18 protein-coding genes and 2 pseudogenes are annotated in these 15,482 nt (G+C 70.4%); 9 read left to right on the top strand and 11 right to left on the bottom strand.

What is annotated here, in order from left to right; genetic code table 11:
* Positions 1–48 precede the first annotated feature (48 nt).
* From ACFYW7_RS38045 to ACFYW7_RS38030, 4 genes are all read left to right on the top strand, one after another.
* On the top strand, positions 49–654 hold the full coding sequence (locus ACFYW7_RS38045) for a putative immunity protein (protein WP_389511110.1): 606 nt from the start codon (positions 49–51) through the stop codon (positions 652–654).
* A 278-nt stretch (positions 655–932) separates the two neighbouring features.
* A complete protein-coding gene (gene sigJ, locus ACFYW7_RS38040) occupies positions 933–1,877 on the top strand; it encodes an RNA polymerase sigma factor SigJ (RefSeq protein ID WP_389511108.1) in 945 nt (314 codons plus the stop codon).
* A 111-nt stretch (positions 1,878–1,988) separates the two neighbouring features.
* Positions 1,989–3,185 (top strand): NAD(P)/FAD-dependent oxidoreductase, encoded by a 1,197-nt coding sequence (locus tag ACFYW7_RS38035; RefSeq protein WP_389511106.1) that lies wholly within the window; start codon positions 1,989–1,991, stop codon positions 3,183–3,185.
* A gap of 344 nt (positions 3,186–3,529) precedes the next feature.
* Entirely contained in the window at positions 3,530–4,552 is a 1,023-nt protein-coding gene (locus tag ACFYW7_RS38030) for an endonuclease/exonuclease/phosphatase family protein (RefSeq protein WP_389511104.1), read from the top strand.
* A 325-nt stretch (positions 4,553–4,877) separates the two neighbouring features.
* Here ACFYW7_RS38030 and ACFYW7_RS38025 read toward each other — a convergent pair whose 3' ends face one another.
* From ACFYW7_RS38025 to ACFYW7_RS38000, 6 genes and pseudogenes are all read right to left on the bottom strand, one after another.
* The gene (locus ACFYW7_RS38025; protein ID WP_389511102.1) at positions 4,878–5,312 is read right to left on the bottom strand and encodes a hypothetical protein; all 435 of its coding nucleotides are present in this window, start codon (positions 5,310–5,312) and stop codon (positions 4,878–4,880) included.
* A 148-nt stretch (positions 5,313–5,460) separates the two neighbouring features.
* Positions 5,461–6,357 (bottom strand): hypothetical protein, encoded by an 897-nt coding sequence (locus ACFYW7_RS38020; RefSeq protein WP_389511100.1) that lies wholly within the window; start codon positions 6,355–6,357, stop codon positions 5,461–5,463.
* A gap of 419 nt (positions 6,358–6,776) precedes the next feature.
* Positions 6,777–6,998 (bottom strand): hypothetical protein, encoded by a 222-nt coding sequence (locus tag ACFYW7_RS38015; protein ID WP_389511098.1) that lies wholly within the window; start codon positions 6,996–6,998, stop codon positions 6,777–6,779.
* A gap of 25 nt (positions 6,999–7,023) precedes the next feature.
* Positions 7,024–7,176 (bottom strand): hypothetical protein, encoded by a 153-nt coding sequence (locus tag ACFYW7_RS38010; protein ID WP_389511096.1) that lies wholly within the window; start codon positions 7,174–7,176, stop codon positions 7,024–7,026.
* Positions 7,173–7,658, bottom strand: a complete 486-nt coding sequence (locus ACFYW7_RS38005; RefSeq protein ID WP_389511094.1) for an NUDIX hydrolase — start codon at positions 7,656–7,658, stop codon at positions 7,173–7,175. Before ACFYW7_RS38005 ends, ACFYW7_RS38010 begins: the two co-directional genes overlap by 4 nt.
* Before the next feature lie 134 nt (positions 7,659–7,792).
* Positions 7,793–8,148, bottom strand: a pseudogene (locus ACFYW7_RS38000) (IS5/IS1182 family transposase); the annotation flags it as partial.
* Between the two features lie 69 nt (positions 8,149–8,217).
* Here ACFYW7_RS38000 and ACFYW7_RS37995 point away from each other — a divergent pair.
* The 3 genes and pseudogenes from ACFYW7_RS37995 to ACFYW7_RS37985 all read left to right on the top strand — a co-directional run bounded on the left by ACFYW7_RS37995 (position 8,218) and on the right by ACFYW7_RS37985 (position 10,093).
* Positions 8,218–9,018, top strand: coding sequence for a hypothetical protein (locus ACFYW7_RS37995; RefSeq protein WP_389511092.1), 801 nt, complete (start codon positions 8,218–8,220; stop codon positions 9,016–9,018).
* A 28-nt stretch (positions 9,019–9,046) separates the two neighbouring features.
* Positions 9,047–9,653: pseudogene (locus tag ACFYW7_RS37990) on the top strand (phosphotransferase); the annotation flags it as partial.
* Positions 9,654–9,829: 176 nt separating this feature from the next.
* Positions 9,830–10,093: a hypothetical protein gene (locus tag ACFYW7_RS37985; RefSeq protein WP_389511090.1), complete on the top strand. Its 264-nt coding sequence runs from the start codon at positions 9,830–9,832 to the stop codon at positions 10,091–10,093.
* Between the two features lie 281 nt (positions 10,094–10,374).
* Here ACFYW7_RS37985 and ACFYW7_RS37980 read toward each other — a convergent pair whose 3' ends face one another.
* Positions 10,375–10,560, bottom strand: a complete 186-nt coding sequence (locus tag ACFYW7_RS37980) for a hypothetical protein (protein WP_389511088.1) — start codon at positions 10,558–10,560, stop codon at positions 10,375–10,377.
* A gap of 683 nt (positions 10,561–11,243) precedes the next feature.
* On the opposite strand from ACFYW7_RS37980, the gene ACFYW7_RS37975 reads away from it, so the two are divergent.
* Complete coding sequence (locus tag ACFYW7_RS37975; protein WP_389511086.1) at positions 11,244–12,020, top strand: endonuclease/exonuclease/phosphatase family protein; 777 nt, start codon at positions 11,244–11,246, stop codon at positions 12,018–12,020.
* A gap of 179 nt (positions 12,021–12,199) precedes the next feature.
* Here ACFYW7_RS37975 and ACFYW7_RS37970 read toward each other — a convergent pair whose 3' ends face one another.
* The 3 genes from ACFYW7_RS37970 to ACFYW7_RS37960 all read right to left on the bottom strand — a co-directional run bounded on the left by ACFYW7_RS37970 (position 12,200) and on the right by ACFYW7_RS37960 (position 13,768).
* Positions 12,200–12,586: a VOC family protein gene (locus ACFYW7_RS37970; protein WP_389511084.1), complete on the bottom strand. Its 387-nt coding sequence runs from the start codon at positions 12,584–12,586 to the stop codon at positions 12,200–12,202.
* Entirely contained in the window at positions 12,583–12,876 is a 294-nt protein-coding gene (locus tag ACFYW7_RS37965; RefSeq protein ID WP_389511081.1) for an ArsR/SmtB family transcription factor, read from the bottom strand. The genes ACFYW7_RS37970 and ACFYW7_RS37965 overlap by 4 nt, the downstream gene beginning before the upstream one ends.
* Before the next feature lie 364 nt (positions 12,877–13,240).
* Complete coding sequence (locus tag ACFYW7_RS37960; protein ID WP_389511078.1) at positions 13,241–13,768, bottom strand: GNAT family N-acetyltransferase; 528 nt, start codon at positions 13,766–13,768, stop codon at positions 13,241–13,243.
* Between the two features lie 73 nt (positions 13,769–13,841).
* Between ACFYW7_RS37960 and ACFYW7_RS37955 the strand changes: the two genes are divergently transcribed.
* Positions 13,842–14,498 carry a TetR/AcrR family transcriptional regulator gene (locus ACFYW7_RS37955; protein ID WP_389511076.1) on the top strand — a complete coding sequence of 219 codons (657 nt, stop codon included), beginning with the start codon at positions 13,842–13,844 and terminating at the stop codon, positions 14,496–14,498.
* 299 nt (positions 14,499–14,797) lie between these two features.
* Here ACFYW7_RS37955 and ACFYW7_RS37950 read toward each other — a convergent pair whose 3' ends face one another.
* Positions 14,798–15,259, bottom strand: a complete 462-nt coding sequence (locus tag ACFYW7_RS37950) for a hypothetical protein (protein WP_389511074.1) — start codon at positions 15,257–15,259, stop codon at positions 14,798–14,800.
* Positions 15,260–15,482: the final 223 nt, after the last annotated feature.

The following is a 15,482-nucleotide window of genomic DNA, read 5'->3' as shown; positions in this document are numbered from 1 at the left end:
GGAACCCCGGCCCCGCGTTCGTCCGGTGCGATGGTCGAGAATCGAGGCGTGTCAGGAGACGAGAGCGAGATCGCTCTGAGCAGGCAGGACCTTCGTGAGGTCACCGCGTTCGCTGCGGCGTGCGCGGAAGGGGTGCTCGACGTGTTCGAGACCGATCAGCCGGACGATCCGCGGCCTCGAGACGCCATCGGCGCCGCGTGGGAGTTCGCTCGGGGCGGGGAGCGGGGGAAGCGGCTGCGCGACACGGCGTGGGCGGCCCTCAAGGCGGCCGGGAGTGCGGACACCGCGGCCGCCCGCGAGGCCGCTCGGGCCGCGATGTCCGCGGCGAGCGCCGCCTACTTGCATCCGCTGGCCAAGGCGACCCAGGTCAAGCACATTCTCGGAGCTGGTGCTCACGCGGCCAGGGCGGCCGAACTCGTCGCGGGCGACGATCCGAGCACGGGTGCCGAACACGTCGAGCGGGTGGTGCGTCGAGCGACACCGGTGGTCGTGGAGGTACTCGGACGCTTCCCGGCGGCACCGGACGGCGGTGGACGGGTGGGTGAATTGACGCGCGTGCTGGACCGTGGCCTTCGTTCACTCACCTTCGCTGAACAACCTTCAGCGTCCGGTGGATGTCGCAGCCACCCTGCGGACCGAGATCCGTCACGCTGAGCGCTCGCCCTCGGACACCCCTGCGAGGTCACGGTAGGCAGTCCCCGCGGCGCGACGACCGAGGACGGCGGCCTCAGCCTCGTCACGACCGACGACGGCGCCGACCCGTGACGGCGTTCAGGGCCGGAACCCCTGCCGCTGGGGGGGGCGGGCGGCACAGGATCCGGTCCCGGTCGCGTGGCGTCGGCTCGACTCGGCAACGGGTCCGTGGGGCTTCGTCGTTGTCAGGCGGAGGGGCCGTCCGACGTTCCGGCGCGGGGGCGCCTAGGATCGCGGGCATGGCTCTGAGCATGAGTGACGTGGACCGGTTCGAGGCTGCCAGGCCCCGGCTGGAGGCCATCGCCTACCGGCTGCTCGGCTCGGCGGGCGATGCGGAGGACGCCGTGCAGGAGACGTTCCTGCGCTGGCAGGCGGCCGACATCGGCCGGATCGAGGTGCCCGAGGCCTGGCTGACCAAGGTCCTCACCAACTTCTGCCTCAATCAACTGACTTCGGCCCGTGCGCGGCGCGAGACGTACGTGGGCCAGTGGCTCCCCGAGCCCCTGCTCGACGGGGACGCGATGCTCGGTCCCGCCGACACCGCCGAGCAGCGCGAGTCCGTGTCGTACGCCGTCCTGGTCCTGCTGGAGCGACTGTCGCCCAAGGAACGGGCGGTGTACGTCCTGCGGGAAGCCTTCGGCTACCCCCACCGGGAGATCGCCGAGATCCTGGACATCACCGAGGCGGCCGGCCAGCAGATCCACCACCGGGCGAAGAAGCACGTCGCCGAGGGCAAGGCGCGCACCGAGGTCGACGGGGCCGCCGCCCGGCGGATCGTCGAGGAGTTCCTGGAGGCGGCGACCAGCGGCCGTACCGAACCCCTCGTCCGGCTGCTCACCCAGGACGCCGTCGCGGTCGGCGACGGAGGCGGAAAGATCCCTGCCCGCGCGAAGGCGTTCGAGGGCGCGATCGCGGTCGCCACCTTCCTGCGCGGCCTGTTCAAGCCCAGCAAGGCCAAGCGGGCGTATGTCGGCGGTGTCCCCGAGGTGTACGCCACGACCGCCAACGGCGGGCCCGCGATCGTCGCGGTCGTGGACGGCAGGGTCGTCGGGATCACCTGCCTGGAGGTCACCGCGGAGGGCATCCTGGCGGTCCGCAGCCAGGTCAACCCCGACAAACTCGTCCGCGCGACCCGGCGGTGGGCCGCCACGGACCACGCGGAGGGCCCGCTCTGCACCCTCTGAGATGTTGTGGCGCAGGTCACATTCGAATCCTGTCAGGAAACGTCGGCCCACCCGGTTCAAGGGACGACACCACGCCGGACAGCGGCGGACCGCCCAGACAGGAGCACGGACATGCAGCACCGCGTCATCGTCCTCGGAGCCGGCTACACCGGAGCCGTCACCGCAGGCCGCCTCGCCAAGAGGCTGCGTCGCGAGGACGTCACCATCACCCTCGTCAACCCCGAGCCCGACTTCGTCGAGCGCGTCCGGATGCACCAGCTCGCCACGGGCCAGGACCTCAAGCCCCGACCGTTCGGCGAGATGTTCGCCGGTACGGGCGTGGAACTGGTGCTCGCGAAGGTCACCGCCGTGGACGTGGACCGCAGGACGGTTTCCGTCACCGGCGCCGACGGCCCGGCCGAGCTCGCGTACGACACCCTGGTCTACGCCCTCGGCAGCGGCTGGAACGACGGAGACGTCCCCGGTGCCGCCGTACACGCCGACGAACTGGCCAGCCGCTCGGGCGCCCACCGTCTCCGTGAGCGCCTCGCGGCCCTGGAAGCCGGCGAGTCCGTCGCCGTCGTGGGCGGTGGCCTGACCGGCGTGGAGGCCGCGACCGAGATCGCCGAGGCCCGCCCGGACCTCACCGTCTCCCTGACCGCCCGCGGCGCGCTGGGCGACTGGCTCTCGGAGAAGGGCCGTGCTCACCTGCGGAAGGTGACCGACCGGCTCGGGATCGAGGTTCACGAGCATGCGGCGGTCACCACCGTGACGGCGGACGCCGTGACGACCGCCGACGGCCGGACCGTCCCCGCCGCCGTCACGGTCTGGACCACCGGCTTCGCCGTCCACCCGATCGCCCGGGCCACCGCTTTGGAGGTCACCGAGCGCGGCCAGATCGTGGTCGACACCACGATGCGCTCGGTCTCCCACCCGGATGTGTACGCCGTCGGTGACGCGGCCATGGCCATCGGTCCCCAGGACAAGCCCCTCCGGATGTCCTGCGCCTCGGGCATGCCCATGGCCTGGCAGGCCGCCGACGCCATCGCTGCCCGGCTCGCCGGCACCAAGGTCCCCCACATCTCCATCCGCTACTACCAGCAGTGCGTCTCCCTCGGCCGCAGGGAGGGCCTGATCCAGTTCGTGACCGCCGACGACCGAGCCGTCGACCGCGCCATGACGGGCCGCGTGGCCGCCCTCTACAAGGAGCTGATCTGCAAGGGCGCGGCCTGGGCGGTCGCCAACCCGACGGTGGGCCTGCCGTCCCGGCGCCGTCCCGTCGTACGGCAGGAGGCCCAGGACCGTCCGCGGGCGGACGCGACCACCTGACCTCGCCCCGGCGTCGAACCGACCGGAACCCCAGGCAGGGCACCTGGGGTTCGGACGGCTTCCACCGGCCGTCCGTCGCAACACCTCAACTCGTGCGGATCCTTGGTCCACGTGGATGGAACGGACAACCCCCTTCCGATCGCCTCGTGTTCGTCCGTGACCGCACCTGACTCCCCGTACACCATCGGGTCCGGCAGCACCGCAGTGTCACCAACTGCGGGTCTGTTCCGGCCTTTTGGGATTCAGGAGCATGTGCCGTCACACTTCCGAGGAACAGAACCCGATGCGCAGGGCGGCTCGTCCTGGAAGGCAAGGGCAAGGATGTCGTGCGGGGACGGGTGGCCATGGGTGAGCAGGGCGGCGGCGCTACGGGCGCCGCGACGACGGCAACGCCCCGCAGGACAAGGCGGCGGGGCGTGGGTGGGAACGCGGAGGGCCGGTCGACCTGGACGCGGGGGCGGGTGCTCGCGGTGTCGGCGGTGCTGACAGCGGTGGTCTTGGCCTTCCACCGCCTGGTCCCCAACTCCCCGGGACACCTGGGCAGTCTGCTGGAATCGTTCCTGCCCTGGACCGGCCTGGTGCTCGTGGTGCTGCTCGGTCTCGGGCTGCTGCGCCGCTCGGCCCTGGCGCTGATCGCCCTGCTCCTGCCGGTGGCGGCCTGGACGTACGCCTTCGGCGCGCTGTCGCTGCCCGGGGCGAAACCCGGCGCGCACGACCTCGTCGTCGTGCAGCACAACGTCAGCGACGAGAACACCGACCCCGCCGGCACGGCCCGCGCCCTGGCCGAAGCCGAGCCCGACCTCATCGGCCTGGAGGAACTGGTGCCCGCGGCGTTGCCGGTCTACGAGAGAACACTCGCCCCGCGCTACCCGTACCACGCGGTGGTGGGCACCGTCGGACTCTGGTCGAGACACCCGCTCACGGACATCCAGAAGGTGGACATCAAACCGGCCGGGATCACAGAGCCCTGGAGCCGCGGGCTACGGGCCGTGGCGCACGCGCGGCACCGTGAGATCACGGTGTACGTCGCGCACCTGCCCTCTGTCCGCGTCCGCGCGTCCGGCCTCGCCTCGTCCCGGCGCGACGAGAGCGCCGCACTGCTGGGCAGGGCCGTCGCCGCCGACACCTCGCACACGCTGATACTCCTCGGCGACTTCAACAGCACCGTCGACGACCGTGGACTGACCCCGCTGACCTCGCATCTGACCGTGCCGGCGCGGGGCTTCGCGTTCAGCTTCCCGGCCGCCTTCCCACTGGCCCGGATCGATCAGATCATGGCTCGCTCGGCGGCCGTCGGGCACATGCGCACCCTGCCCGCCACCGCCAGTGACCATCTTCCGGTCAGCGCCCGGATCACCCTGCGCTGAGGCAGCCCCCTCCTGGGCGCCATCGTCCGCTCCTTCCCGCTCCGCATCCGAGAGGGCCCCTCTGGAATCCGTGTTCACCGCCCCTGGCCCGGGGGCGAAGAGGAGCCGATTCCACCCTGTCGGTGAACCGGCCACCGCCCTGACCGGCCGGCCGATGGACGCGCGCGGCCTGGGCACCGTCCCGGTCCCGGAGCTGGCCCCTGAACGCGTTCCCGGTCCCGGAGAGGTGGAGGCCGGGCAGTCGACCGGGCCGTGTCCGCGGGTGATCGCCTCCGCGCCGCCGCACAGCGTTGATCCGCCCGCCTGGGCGACCGAGCGGGCAGCGTCAGGTCGCCGTGTGGTCCCGGTGCCCGCCGGTGCGGCGCTCCACCTTCAGTTCGGCCTCGAACAGATGGTCGACGCCGTCGGCCAGCTCTGCACGGATCTCGCTCTCGACGCCCTTGAACGGCTCGTAGTAGGTCGCGTTGTACGCCTCGACGACCTGGAAGGTCCAGTGACCGGGAATGACATCGCGCCCCAGGATCTCCGACTCGACGCGGTCGGCGTGTGCGGTGTGGCCGGCATCGCGAAGCAGTCTCACCGCTCGGTCCAATTCGAAGTCGGCGCTCCCCGTCAACTGGTGGAAGTCGTACAGGTGACCGCGAGCCCGTTCGGTCGTCTCCAACGCCTTCGACAATGCGCCCAGTGCTTCCACGGTGGCGTCAGAGACGCCGCGGGGGCGCCGGTGTGCCGCATCGGGACGTTCGTCGTGATCGCTCATGGACATATGAGTGTCCCGAACGGCCGGATGCGCACCAGGCTGCGTCTGATCGGCCGAAAGCCGTTCCGGTGGCACGCCCTGACCGCCGGAGAGCCACGCCCTGGGGCGGGCCGAGCGAGACTCGCTGATCGCGAGGTGCGCGAGGAGGTCACGCGCCGCGCTTCAGGCGGACGACCACGGGCGCGCTGAAGGGAGCGCCGCTCTGACTGACGTCGACTTGCCCGACACCCAGCCACTGGTCGGTACCCGGCACCCGGTGGATCTCCTTCAGCCGCAGCGACTGGTTCGACCTCTTACGGGCCCCCGTGGACAAGGGCAGCCAGTGACGCTCGATCTTGACGCGGCGGCCGTCGTCGGTCAGATACCAGTTCCCTTGGAGGAACAGCCCGTTCTCGTCGTGGTTCACCGGGATCCGCCGAGCGCACCCACCGGGCGCGTTCTCCTCCTTGACCCGCTTCGAGCCGTCCCAGCGCAACTGGACGAACTCTTCATCGGGTTCGTTGTCGCCCTCGCCGTGGTCGAAGGTGTTGATGCCGTACGCGCGCACCTCGCCGCCGTCGAGTGCGAGAACCCGCTCGAGGCGGGCACCGGGTTCTGCCGGGATCGGCTCCTCGAAGCGGGCCTGCGGTGTCTCCACCGGCTTCCAGGACCCGCCGTCCCAACGCACCGAGGCGGGCCGGCTGTAGCTCCCACCGCCAGGCAGTTCGGTGCCGGGACCCGTGGAGCGGCTGCCGACGGCCCAGGCGTCGCCCGGGCCCACCACGGCGAGATCTGAGGCGGCGTACGGCAGTTGAGTCGTGGCCCAACGAGTGCCGTCCCAATGCAGAACGGACTTCTCGCTCCCGAGGGCCCAGATGTCGTTCGCGGCCAGGACAGCGATGTCGGAGTAATGTCCCGCGAAGTCGGCGATGCGCTCGAACTCCCAGGTGAGGGTGCCTACACGAACTTTCGATGAGTCGCTGCCACCGCTGGAGCCGGTGGTGGGGGACGTACTCGGCCCGGAGCCCGCACCGCACCCCGCCGCGAGCGCCGCGACAGCCGCCACGACACGCCGGTGCCTGACTCCCGTAGATCTGCCCATGTCCCGTCCCGACGGGGCGATCACCGCCACCCCCGCTCCCGACCGATGGGCCGGGAAGCCCGTCCGGGTGCTGGACCTCAACCCCTGACCGCGCAGCGAGCGTGCGCAGGAGGGAGCAGGCCCCGGTCGCGAGGACAGGGCGCCCTCCCCATCGGATGCCGTTCTCACTGCGGATGTGGGCGCGATCTCGGCGTTGTGCGGCGAATCCGACCGCCACGACCGTCACCCCGGCCAACCCATGTGGTCGCAGCACGACATCGTCCTGCTGCCAGCCGTCTGGTGGAGGCCGCTGCCCGCTCCGAGCCGGCCATGGGGAGCGGGTTCGTCGTCCAGACCGGAGTCGGAGTCCGACAACGCCGACCGGGAACCGGTCCTCGAGAACCTCATCCGCGAGCAAGTCCTCGACTGACCAGGTTGTAGTCGGCGAACGGCTTCAGCGTGAGCGCGAGACAGAGGAACGTGGCCGCTCGTACCTCCGGCTCCTCGTAGTACGGAGAGCCCGCGATCTGTTCGTAGCGGTGGGCCGTGCCGGTCCGGTGCAGGGCTCCCCAGGCGTTGATGTCCACGTTGGGGGTGCGGCCTCGGACTGGATCGGGAGCAGCCATTCGGGATCGACGTAGACGACAGGGCTCACCGAAGGCCTTCCGGAGCGTCCTCTACGGCGGCGTGGGCCACGGAGTGGGCAACACGGGCCGCCTTCAGGAACGCGGCCCGGTCCACCTCGGACACAAGAAGCCGGTGCGCGAGGGAGCGGGTGGAGACGCCCTTGGAGCTGCTGCTCATTTGCCCTGGAGGGGCGCCGGCTGTGGCTCGGGTATCCCCGGTGCACGGCCGACCACCGGCCGCTCCCGCCAGAGCGTGAGCCCGACGTCGACAAGCAGCACCCGGGCCAGCGCGGGTACGTCTTCCAAGGGATGCCAGGCCGCCATATCGGTGGAGCCATCCGTTTCGTGGCGCAGTTCGCCGCCGGTGACCTGGGCTTCGTAGACGATCCGCAGGCTCTGGAAGTCGGCAGTGGCGCCGGGACGGCGAGGATAGGCGTGCCGTTGGGAGTCGACACCGAGAAGCGCCGTCGGTTCGATCGCGTACCCGGTCTCCTCCTCGACCTCTCTGATCACGGTGTCGTACGGGTCCTCGCCGTGGTCCATTCCTCCGCCGGGGAGCGTCCAGCGCCTGCTGCCGTCCCTCAATGTCAGGCGCGCGAGGAGCAGCGCCCCGTTCCGCACACACACAGCGTAGGCCGCCACCCTCAACTCCTTCTGCATGCACCGACGTTAGGTCAGCAACACCAGCGCGTCCCGGTTCGGGCGGAGATTCGTCGCAAGAGACATGGAGCAATTGCGGGCGGACAGCCCAGACTTCAGCCGACCCTTTGACGCCCAGATGCCGCCGGGCCACGCTTGACACGGCGGTCGCGGTGGGGGTCGTCTCCCGTTCGATGACCCGTGATCATGCACTCCAGAGCAAGGCTGTCGGCCGCGGTGACGCCGATGAGGAGGGCAGCCCGTTCACGTCCGACAGACCGTGCATTTTCGAACCGGGTTTGCCCCGGCTCACGGGGCTCGGGCCTGGGAGGCCCCCTCTTTTCGCGCGGACGTGGGCGGAATCGAGTGCGGCGTCTGAGAGATCGATGAGGCCGGCATCGTCGAGCCGGTGCAGGATCTCCTCGTGGAGTCGGCCCCGGACTCCGGCCCTCGATCGGATCAGGAGGCGCCGATGGGCCGTCGGCGCCACGGGCCCCACCCCGTATTGGGGCCGGCGACGCCTCACCACAGAGGACACGGTCTTAAGGTGTCGGTCTACTTGTTCTTCGACGGAGGCACCGTGCGAACAGTTGCAGGGGCGGGAACGGCAGGCTGTGCCGTCGCAGTCGCGGTGCTCCTCGCCGGGTGCGCCGACTCGGCTACGCATCCTGATCCGCAGCGCACCGCCGCGGCGGTACACCCGGATCAGCGGCGCACCGCCGCCTCGGACAGTCCGCCGGCCGCGCCTTCCACGGTGCCCGGTGTCGACGGAGAGGCCGCCCCGGACCGGGTCTTCACCGAGGCCGACCTGAAGGCCGCGCTCCTGCCCGCCAGGGCGTTCGGCGAGCGGGCGCGGGTGACCGGGACGTCCCTGGGAGGGTTCGGCCAAGGGCACGGGCGCGGCGACTGGAGCGGGTGCGCTGCCGCGAGGGATCTACGCGAGGAACAGTTCGCCTTCCGGGGGACCAGCGCCGCGCGGTCCGTGAGCCTCGACCCCGGTTCGGAGGACGGCGAACACGTCACCGTCACGCTCGTGTCGGTACCGACCGGGCGCGCCGAGCGCTACCTGGAGATCCGGCGTCAGCTCAACAAGACCTGCCCGGACGTCACCGTCGACACCGACGCCGCCCCCGTCCAGGAGATTCACAAGGCCAGAGACCTTTCCGCCCTCGGCGACGAGGCGCTGCTGGAGACCTCGCGGCGGACAGGCAGCGATGTCGAGTACGACGACGCGGCCCCGTCCTGCATCGTCGACGTCAGGGTCGGCGGTGTACTCGTCATGGTGGACACCAGTGCCGGGAGCGACCCCGACCACAGTGTCTCCTTCGCCGCGAACATGGCCCGGCGAGTCCGCTCCGCGCTGTACCGGACGGACGGCTGACGGGCCGAGGCGGAGTCCAGTACCTGACTTGCCACTCAACTGCTTTTTTCCCCAGACGGCATTCACCGAGCCGGACATCACCGAGGACTTGGTCCGGGGCCTGCTGCGCGAACCGTACCCCGCTCTGGCGGATCTCCCCCCTGAAAATCGGAGCGCTCGGCTGGGACAACCAGGTGTGGCGGCCCGGCGACGACCTCGCCGGCCGGTTCGCCCTGGGCGACACGGTCCACGGACGCGCTGCTGCGCAAAGAGTTGTGGTCCCCGCCCCCGCTCCGAGCCTCCCTCTGCGGATTCCCGTCCCGCAGCACCTGGACGATCCCTGCGAGCGGTTTCCGCGCCCCTGGCTCGTCCACCACCTGGGTGCCGGGCGAGCCCGCCGACCGTGCCCCCGCCACACGCCCAGCCGAGGCCGCCGACGCCCCGGCCGCCTTCCTGACCGCCCTTCACCGGCCCGCTCCCGACGCGGCGCCGACGACCGCTTCTTCCACGAGACCTCCCGTCCGAGCCCGGACCCCGCGCCCCCTCGTCGCGCCCGCGGCCGGGCGGCGCCGCGGGCACTCAGCTGTCGCCACATCGCCGACGCCGGCGCCCACGGCCGCCCCGGAGGCAAGCCCAGCTGGGGCCCACCGCCCAGGCCTCCCCGCGACGCCTGCGGTGACACGGGCGGGCCCCTGCCGGACGAACCGAGTACGGCCACCGACGGCTCCGGCGACGGGGTCCTCGCGTCCGACGTGCGAGCAGGCGTCCACCGGGCCATCGTGATCGTGAGGACGAAGCAGCCCTCGCCGTCATCTCCCCCTCCGGAGGCACCATGAAGAAGGACGACCTGACAGACGCCCAGAAGAAGGCCTTCGAGGAGAACAAGGCCGCTTTCCGCGAACTCGACGAGCACAGACGCGGCATTCAGGAAGCCGCCCGAGCGCGATTGACGGCTCATGGGTGGGAATCGGGCCTCGAAGAGCACATCCCCTGCCTGTCCTGCCCGTGTCCCGACTTCCAGCACGGCGGCCCGCTCGGCACATGCAAGCGGAGCACCTGCAGGCATCCCCTCCTCGACCACGACCTTCCCCTCTGACCCGGCCACCCGCTCACACACGCCGCCGACAGCCCCGTCGGACGGATCTGCGCCCAGCCCGTGCCCGCCCCCTCCGGCAGCGGAAACCCGGATGCGGACACCGCACGACCGCCCCTGATGTCCTGCGCCGGAAATCCGTCGTTAGTTTGTGTATGCCCGCTTCTGCGGATGTACCGGTGCCTCGGCGGAGCTCGAAGCCGGAACCGTTGCCGCTGTCCGCTGACGAGGGTGCCGTGTCGGAGCATTGGGTCCGGCGGACGTCGTCTGCGCAGGCAGCGGCTTTACGGGCTCGTACCGTGCTGGCTTGTGCGGGCACTCATGTGGTCGAGTCGGACGATGCGGCGCGGCGACGGGTCGAGCAGCGACTGCTCGATCGCTTCCGGCTCGGCGCTCTCGTCGGCGCTGACAGCGAACGGGTTCGTCGAGGCGCTGTCGTCGTCAGCGGGCACGGCTTGGCCGCCTGCCATGGCAGGGGTATGGCGTCGAAGTGATAGCGCCATGATCTCCGTGCGGTGATCACAGCAGAGAAGGTACCGACTTCGCCCCCTCGTTCGAGTGAACGGGATGATCCAAACGCCCCGGCGACCAGCCGTGGGCCGCACCAGCACCCCAGAGGCCACCGGTCCGGAACGTCCGCCCCACGGACATGCCGAGCCGGCAGGCCGCAGACATGGTCTCTCAGAACAGATCCTCGACTCGGCGCCGGCCGCGTCGCGCGGGGCACGGGCCGAGCACCGTTGTCGGCCGGACGGGCCGAGTAGGCCGTTCACTCAGCTCGGCGCCGAGCCGGCTCCTGATTCCGGATACGCTCTCCTTACGGAGAGTTCATCGCTCGGAATCCTGCGTTCTTCGCCCACGCGGAGCGACTTTTGGTGAACTACCGGGCCTGCCAATACCGTTGGAAGCAGCCGGAGTCCGACACGTATCCGGGAAGCTCGCCGGCGGAGGCGTTTCGGGCCGCCGCCTTGGAACGGGCGGGCACACCATGGCCTCGCCACGCACCGGTCCCCCTGATGAACACAGGCGGACAGACGACCTGAGGCCTCCACCGTCATTTCGCCCGAGATGGGTGACAGTACGATCGACGCGATGAGCGGCTCACCCCTGGGCCCGACACATATCCGGCCATCGGATGGAAGGTGACGGGTCTTTGAAGACCTTGCGGCTGCTGACGTTCAATACCCTCTTCACCGGTGATGTCCCGGCTCGGCTGCGCGCACTCGGCGCGGCTCTGGACAGCAGCGACTACGACGTCGTCTGCCTGCAGGAGGTCATGTTCCGTCGCAACGTCCGGCTGATCCGTCGTGCCGCTCCCTCGTACCGGCACTTCGCCTGCTCGGGCACGGTCCTGCTCAAGGGCGGGCTGGTGCTGCTGTCCCGGTGGCCGATCAGCCGGTCCCGGTTCGTGCGGTTCCCGGTGACGGGTCCGGTACGGGGTGAGCTCGTCATGCGCAAGGGCGCCCAACTGGCCTCCGTCGCCACCCCGGACGGTCAGCTGGTGGTCGTGAACACCCACCTGTCGGCCAACCGCGACGACGACTGGTCGCCCATGAACCGGTACATGCGGATCACGGATGCCGAACTGACCCGGCTCGCCGGGCTGATCGCGGCCATCGATCCGTCCCTGCCCGTCGCCGTGGCCGGTGACCTGAACCTCCCGCGCGACGCGGCGGCACTCACCGCCTTCGTCGCCGACACGGGGCTGCGCGACGTTCTCGCCGGCGATACGCGTCCGACCTACCGGCCGACACCTCGATGGCCGTCGCCGCCCGCCTTGGACCACATATTGGTGCGCGCCGCAGCCGGGGAGACACTGACCGGCGGCGCGGACCTCGTGTTCCAGGACGAGGTGACGCTGGACGACGGCCGCCAGGCCTACCTGTCCGACCACTTCGGCGTGCAGGCGCGGCTGATCCGGTCGAGGTGAAGGGGAGATCGGTCCGACTGGGCTTGAAGGGGTACGAGGCGGCAGGCGCGGAGCCTTCCAGCCGCCCGGCGGTGGTGTCGCCCCGGGGCCGGTCCCTCGTCGGCGCGACCGTTTCGACGAGGGTGTCCCGAACCTGACCTCGTACGCTGGGACGCGGCCGGTGCTGGGGCCGCGCCGCCCTACTTGCTGTGCAGGATCTGGATCAGGTTGCCGCAGGTGTCGTCCAGGACGGCGGTGGTGACCGGGCCCATCTCCAGCGGCTCCTGGGTGAAGTACACCCCGAGCCCGCGCAGCCGGGTGAATTCCGCTTGCACGTCGTCCACGGCGAAGGCGGCGAGCGGGATGCCGTCCTTGGCCAGCCCGTCCTTGTACGCCTGTACCACGGGATGACCGGAGGGCTCCAGCAGCAGTTCGGTCCCCTCGGGGGCCTCCGGCGAGACCACGGTCAGCCATCGGTCCTTGCCCAGCGGAATGTCGTGCTTCTTCACGAAGCCGAGGATCTCGGTGTAGAAGCGCAGGGCCTTTTCCTGGTCGTCGACGAAGACACTGGTGCGGCTGATCTTCATGAGGCGCTCTCCGGGGTGTCGGGTCTGAGCCACCGGGTCGCGATGCGCTCAAGGGGTTCGGTGTTGAGATCGTGGAACTTGTACCGGCCCTGGCGCCGCGAAACGACCAGCCCCGCGGATTCCAGTACGGCCAGATGCTGGCTGATCGCCTGGCGTGACAACCCCAGGCCGTGCTTGGTCACCAGCCGAGCGCATATTTCGAACAGCGTCTGGCCGTCCCGTTCCACCAGCTCATCGAGGATGCGCCTACGGGTGGGGTCGGCGAGTGCCTTGAACACATCCTCCGCCATGACCCCCACCATAGGCAAGTGGCGACTTGCCTATCAAGCCGGGCGCTCTGACGTCGCCGGAGCGAAGAGGGGGGGGGCGGCCCTCGCCACCGCTGGATCTCGTTGATGGCACGCTCCACGGGTGCCGTGATCACGGTGGAGCCCGGTGCCGTGGCCGACCGGGCGGTCGCACTGGCGGTGCGACCCGGCCCAGGACGGATGTGGCGGCGCAGTGAGCCCGAAGGGCACCCGGCCCCGGGCGCTCCGCCGCCGAGAAGCCGGTCGGGCTCGGCGGGACTTCAGCGCGGATTCCGGCCTCCCCGGTCGGACGCTCCCGGCTCCGAAGTGTGCGGCCAGGGGCGGGAGCCGGCCTGTGGGTGGTGACTCAGGGCCCGGCCGGCTGATCGTCCAGGTCGAGAGTCCAGGTCTGGCCCACCAGGTCGTGACCGAAGCTGTGGTGGGGTTCCTGGCCGGTCAGGGTGAAGTCGAAACTCTCGTAGATCCTGCGCGCCGACACCAGGACGTCGTTGGTCCACAACGTCACTTGCCGGTAGCCGGCCCCGCGGGCGAAGTCCAGGCACTGCCCGACGAGACGGGTACCTAGGCCGAGTCCGCGGGCCTCTGGCGTGACGAGCAGGATGCGCAGCTTGGCCACGTCCGGCCGGTCACCACCGACGAGGAAGACGCAGCCCGCGCGACGGCCGTCGACTTCGGCGATCCAGGCCCCTTCCCGGTCCGGGTCGTGCTTGGTGGCGTACTCGGTGACGATCGTGGCCACGAGGGCCTCGAAGTCGGTGTTCCAGCCGAACTGTCGGCCGTAGATCTCCCCGTGAGCCATCACCACCCAGCCCAGGTCGCCGGGCTGGGCGGCGCGGCGGACCACGACGTGCCGGTCGGGGCGCTTCCCCGCCATCTCTCACTCTCCGTCAAAGGCTCATCACATAGGGATACTGACACGATCGTGTCAGTTATTTTAGGCTAGATCCATGACCACCAGAACGGCAACCCCGTCCGCGCGCCAGGTCGAACTGCTGGAAGCCGCCTACGCGTACGCGCTCACCCACGGCTTCGCCGATCTGTCCCTGCGCCCGCTCGCCGAGGCCATCGGCTCCAGCACCCGGGTGCTGATGTTCCTGTTCGGCAACAAGGACGGACTCGTCCGGGCTCTCCTCGAGCGGGCACGTGCCGACGAGTTGGCGCTCCTGAACCGCCTCAGGCAGGCCGACCAGCCCATCGGACTGGTATCGGCGACCGAACAGGTATGGAGGTGGCTCGCGGCCGACGAACACCGCGCGCTGCTGCGTCTCTGGGCGGAGGCGTACGCCCGCTCCCTCGTCGAACCCGGCGGAGCATGGGCCGGCTTCGCCCGCACCACCGTGACCGACTGGCTCGACGTACTCGCCGGCTGCCAGCCGCCACAGGAACGCGAGAGCGCCGACGGCGCCACCCGCCGCACCCTCGCCCTCGCCACACTCCGAGGCGCGCTGCTCGACCTCCTCGCCACCGACGACGAGCCCCGCGTCACCGCTGCGGTCCAGCGGCAGCTGGTCCTGCTGCGCCCCGTACCGCTGGGGGACGGGGGAGAGCCTGAAGCGGGCGGGTCCGGCGCCGGGAGCGGGAGGCGAACCTCCTGCACCGCGTGAGGACGACGGCGCCCGTCCGGCGGGTACTTTGAGGCACTCCCATACCCGGACAGCTGGCTGGTGGGTCGAGAGCCCACTTGCAACCGTTCTCACGGCCATCGGCGGGAACACCGAACGCCTCAACAGCCGGTCGACGACCGAGGAACCCTCATCGCCGGGACCCGGCAACCGCCTTCCAGCCCTTCCTGGACCGGCGCGATTCCTGGTCGACGTCCTGGCGGACGCCCGGCAGTTGAAACCGACTGTCCAAGATCCCCGACAGAGCCGCGTCACGACTTGGCCGGTCGTGGTGTGCGGGCTCAGGACGTGGCGGAGCCATCCCGACCGAGGCCCATCTTGTGGGGGCGTCCCTCCGACAAGAGCAGGGCGAGCGCGACGACCGGGTCGAGTGCCGCGTCGCTGTGCGTGTCGAAGACGCGGGCACTGCCGTTGCGTCCGAACCGCTCGCGGACACGCAGGACGGTGCGCTCGCCGGCGGTCACCGTGAAGAGCAGCTTCGGCCAGAACCATTGGCGGCGGATGCGATATTCCTGGGACCACACCCGCATGGTGTCTCCCAGACGCTCGCCCACCTGTTGTCTCTGCGGCCCGTCGGGGTAGGGCAGGGTCGAACCGCTGCTGAAGTCGACCTGCAGCCGGGGGTCTCCGTCCAGCGACGGATCCGAGCCGCGCCAGATGGCCTGCCGCTGGTAGCCGGCTTGCATCGAGACCACCGACGCCGATTCGCCGACTGTGCGCAGTGTCGTGGTCAGCCTGCTCATTTCGGCCCGTCCGGGCCGCAGTTCATCAGGTTTCCTTCGTGGATACCTCGGCCTTCAGACCGGGGTAGGGGGTACCTCCCTCTTGTGGGGGAGAAACGAAGTTCCTGCGGGGCAGGGCGGGGAAAGCTGGTTCGCCCCTGGGCGGACCGGCGTTGTCAGTGGCGGCCGTTAGGTTGGTTTCGTGCATCTGCGGTATTCCTTCCGGCTCGAGCCGACGCCGGGT

This window comes from Streptomyces sp. NPDC002580, from assembly GCF_042889485.1.
Classification (GTDB): Bacteria; Actinomycetota; Actinomycetes; order Streptomycetales; family Streptomycetaceae; genus Streptomyces.
The sequence above is the reverse complement of the archived record's forward strand: the minus strand, read 5'-3'. Positions and strand labels throughout refer to the sequence as shown.

Coding starts and splice junctions, on each gene's coding strand:
- ACFYW7_RS37960 (WP_389511078.1), bottom strand. CDS start 13,768: ATGGCGGGGAAGCGCCCCGACCGGCACGTCGTGGTCCGCCGCGCCGCC.
- ACFYW7_RS37985 (WP_389511090.1), top strand. CDS start 9,830: ATGAAGAAGGACGACCTGACAGACGCCCAGAAGAAGGCCTTCGAGGAG.
- ACFYW7_RS38025 (WP_389511102.1), bottom strand. CDS start 5,312: ATGAGCGATCACGACGAACGTCCCGATGCGGCACACCGGCGCCCCCGC.
- ACFYW7_RS38030 (WP_389511104.1), top strand. CDS start 3,530: ATGGGTGAGCAGGGCGGCGGCGCTACGGGCGCCGCGACGACGGCAACG.
- ACFYW7_RS38010 (WP_389511096.1), bottom strand. CDS start 7,176: ATGAGCAGCAGCTCCAAGGGCGTCTCCACCCGCTCCCTCGCGCACCGG.
- sigJ (WP_389511108.1), top strand. CDS start 933: ATGGCTCTGAGCATGAGTGACGTGGACCGGTTCGAGGCTGCCAGGCCC.
- ACFYW7_RS37950 (WP_389511074.1), bottom strand. CDS start 15,259: ATGAGCAGGCTGACCACGACACTGCGCACAGTCGGCGAATCGGCGTCG.
- ACFYW7_RS38035 (WP_389511106.1), top strand. CDS start 1,989: ATGCAGCACCGCGTCATCGTCCTCGGAGCCGGCTACACCGGAGCCGTC.
- ACFYW7_RS38005 (WP_389511094.1), bottom strand. CDS start 7,658: ATGCAGAAGGAGTTGAGGGTGGCGGCCTACGCTGTGTGTGTGCGGAAC.
- ACFYW7_RS37970 (WP_389511084.1), bottom strand. CDS start 12,586: ATGAAGATCAGCCGCACCAGTGTCTTCGTCGACGACCAGGAAAAGGCC.
- ACFYW7_RS37965 (WP_389511081.1), bottom strand. CDS start 12,876: ATGGCGGAGGATGTGTTCAAGGCACTCGCCGACCCCACCCGTAGGCGC.
- ACFYW7_RS37980 (WP_389511088.1), bottom strand. CDS start 10,560: ATGGCAGGCGGCCAAGCCGTGCCCGCTGACGACGACAGCGCCTCGACG.
- ACFYW7_RS37955 (WP_389511076.1), top strand. CDS start 13,842: ATGACCACCAGAACGGCAACCCCGTCCGCGCGCCAGGTCGAACTGCTG.
- ACFYW7_RS38015 (WP_389511098.1), bottom strand. CDS start 6,998: ATGGCTGCTCCCGATCCAGTCCGAGGCCGCACCCCCAACGTGGACATC.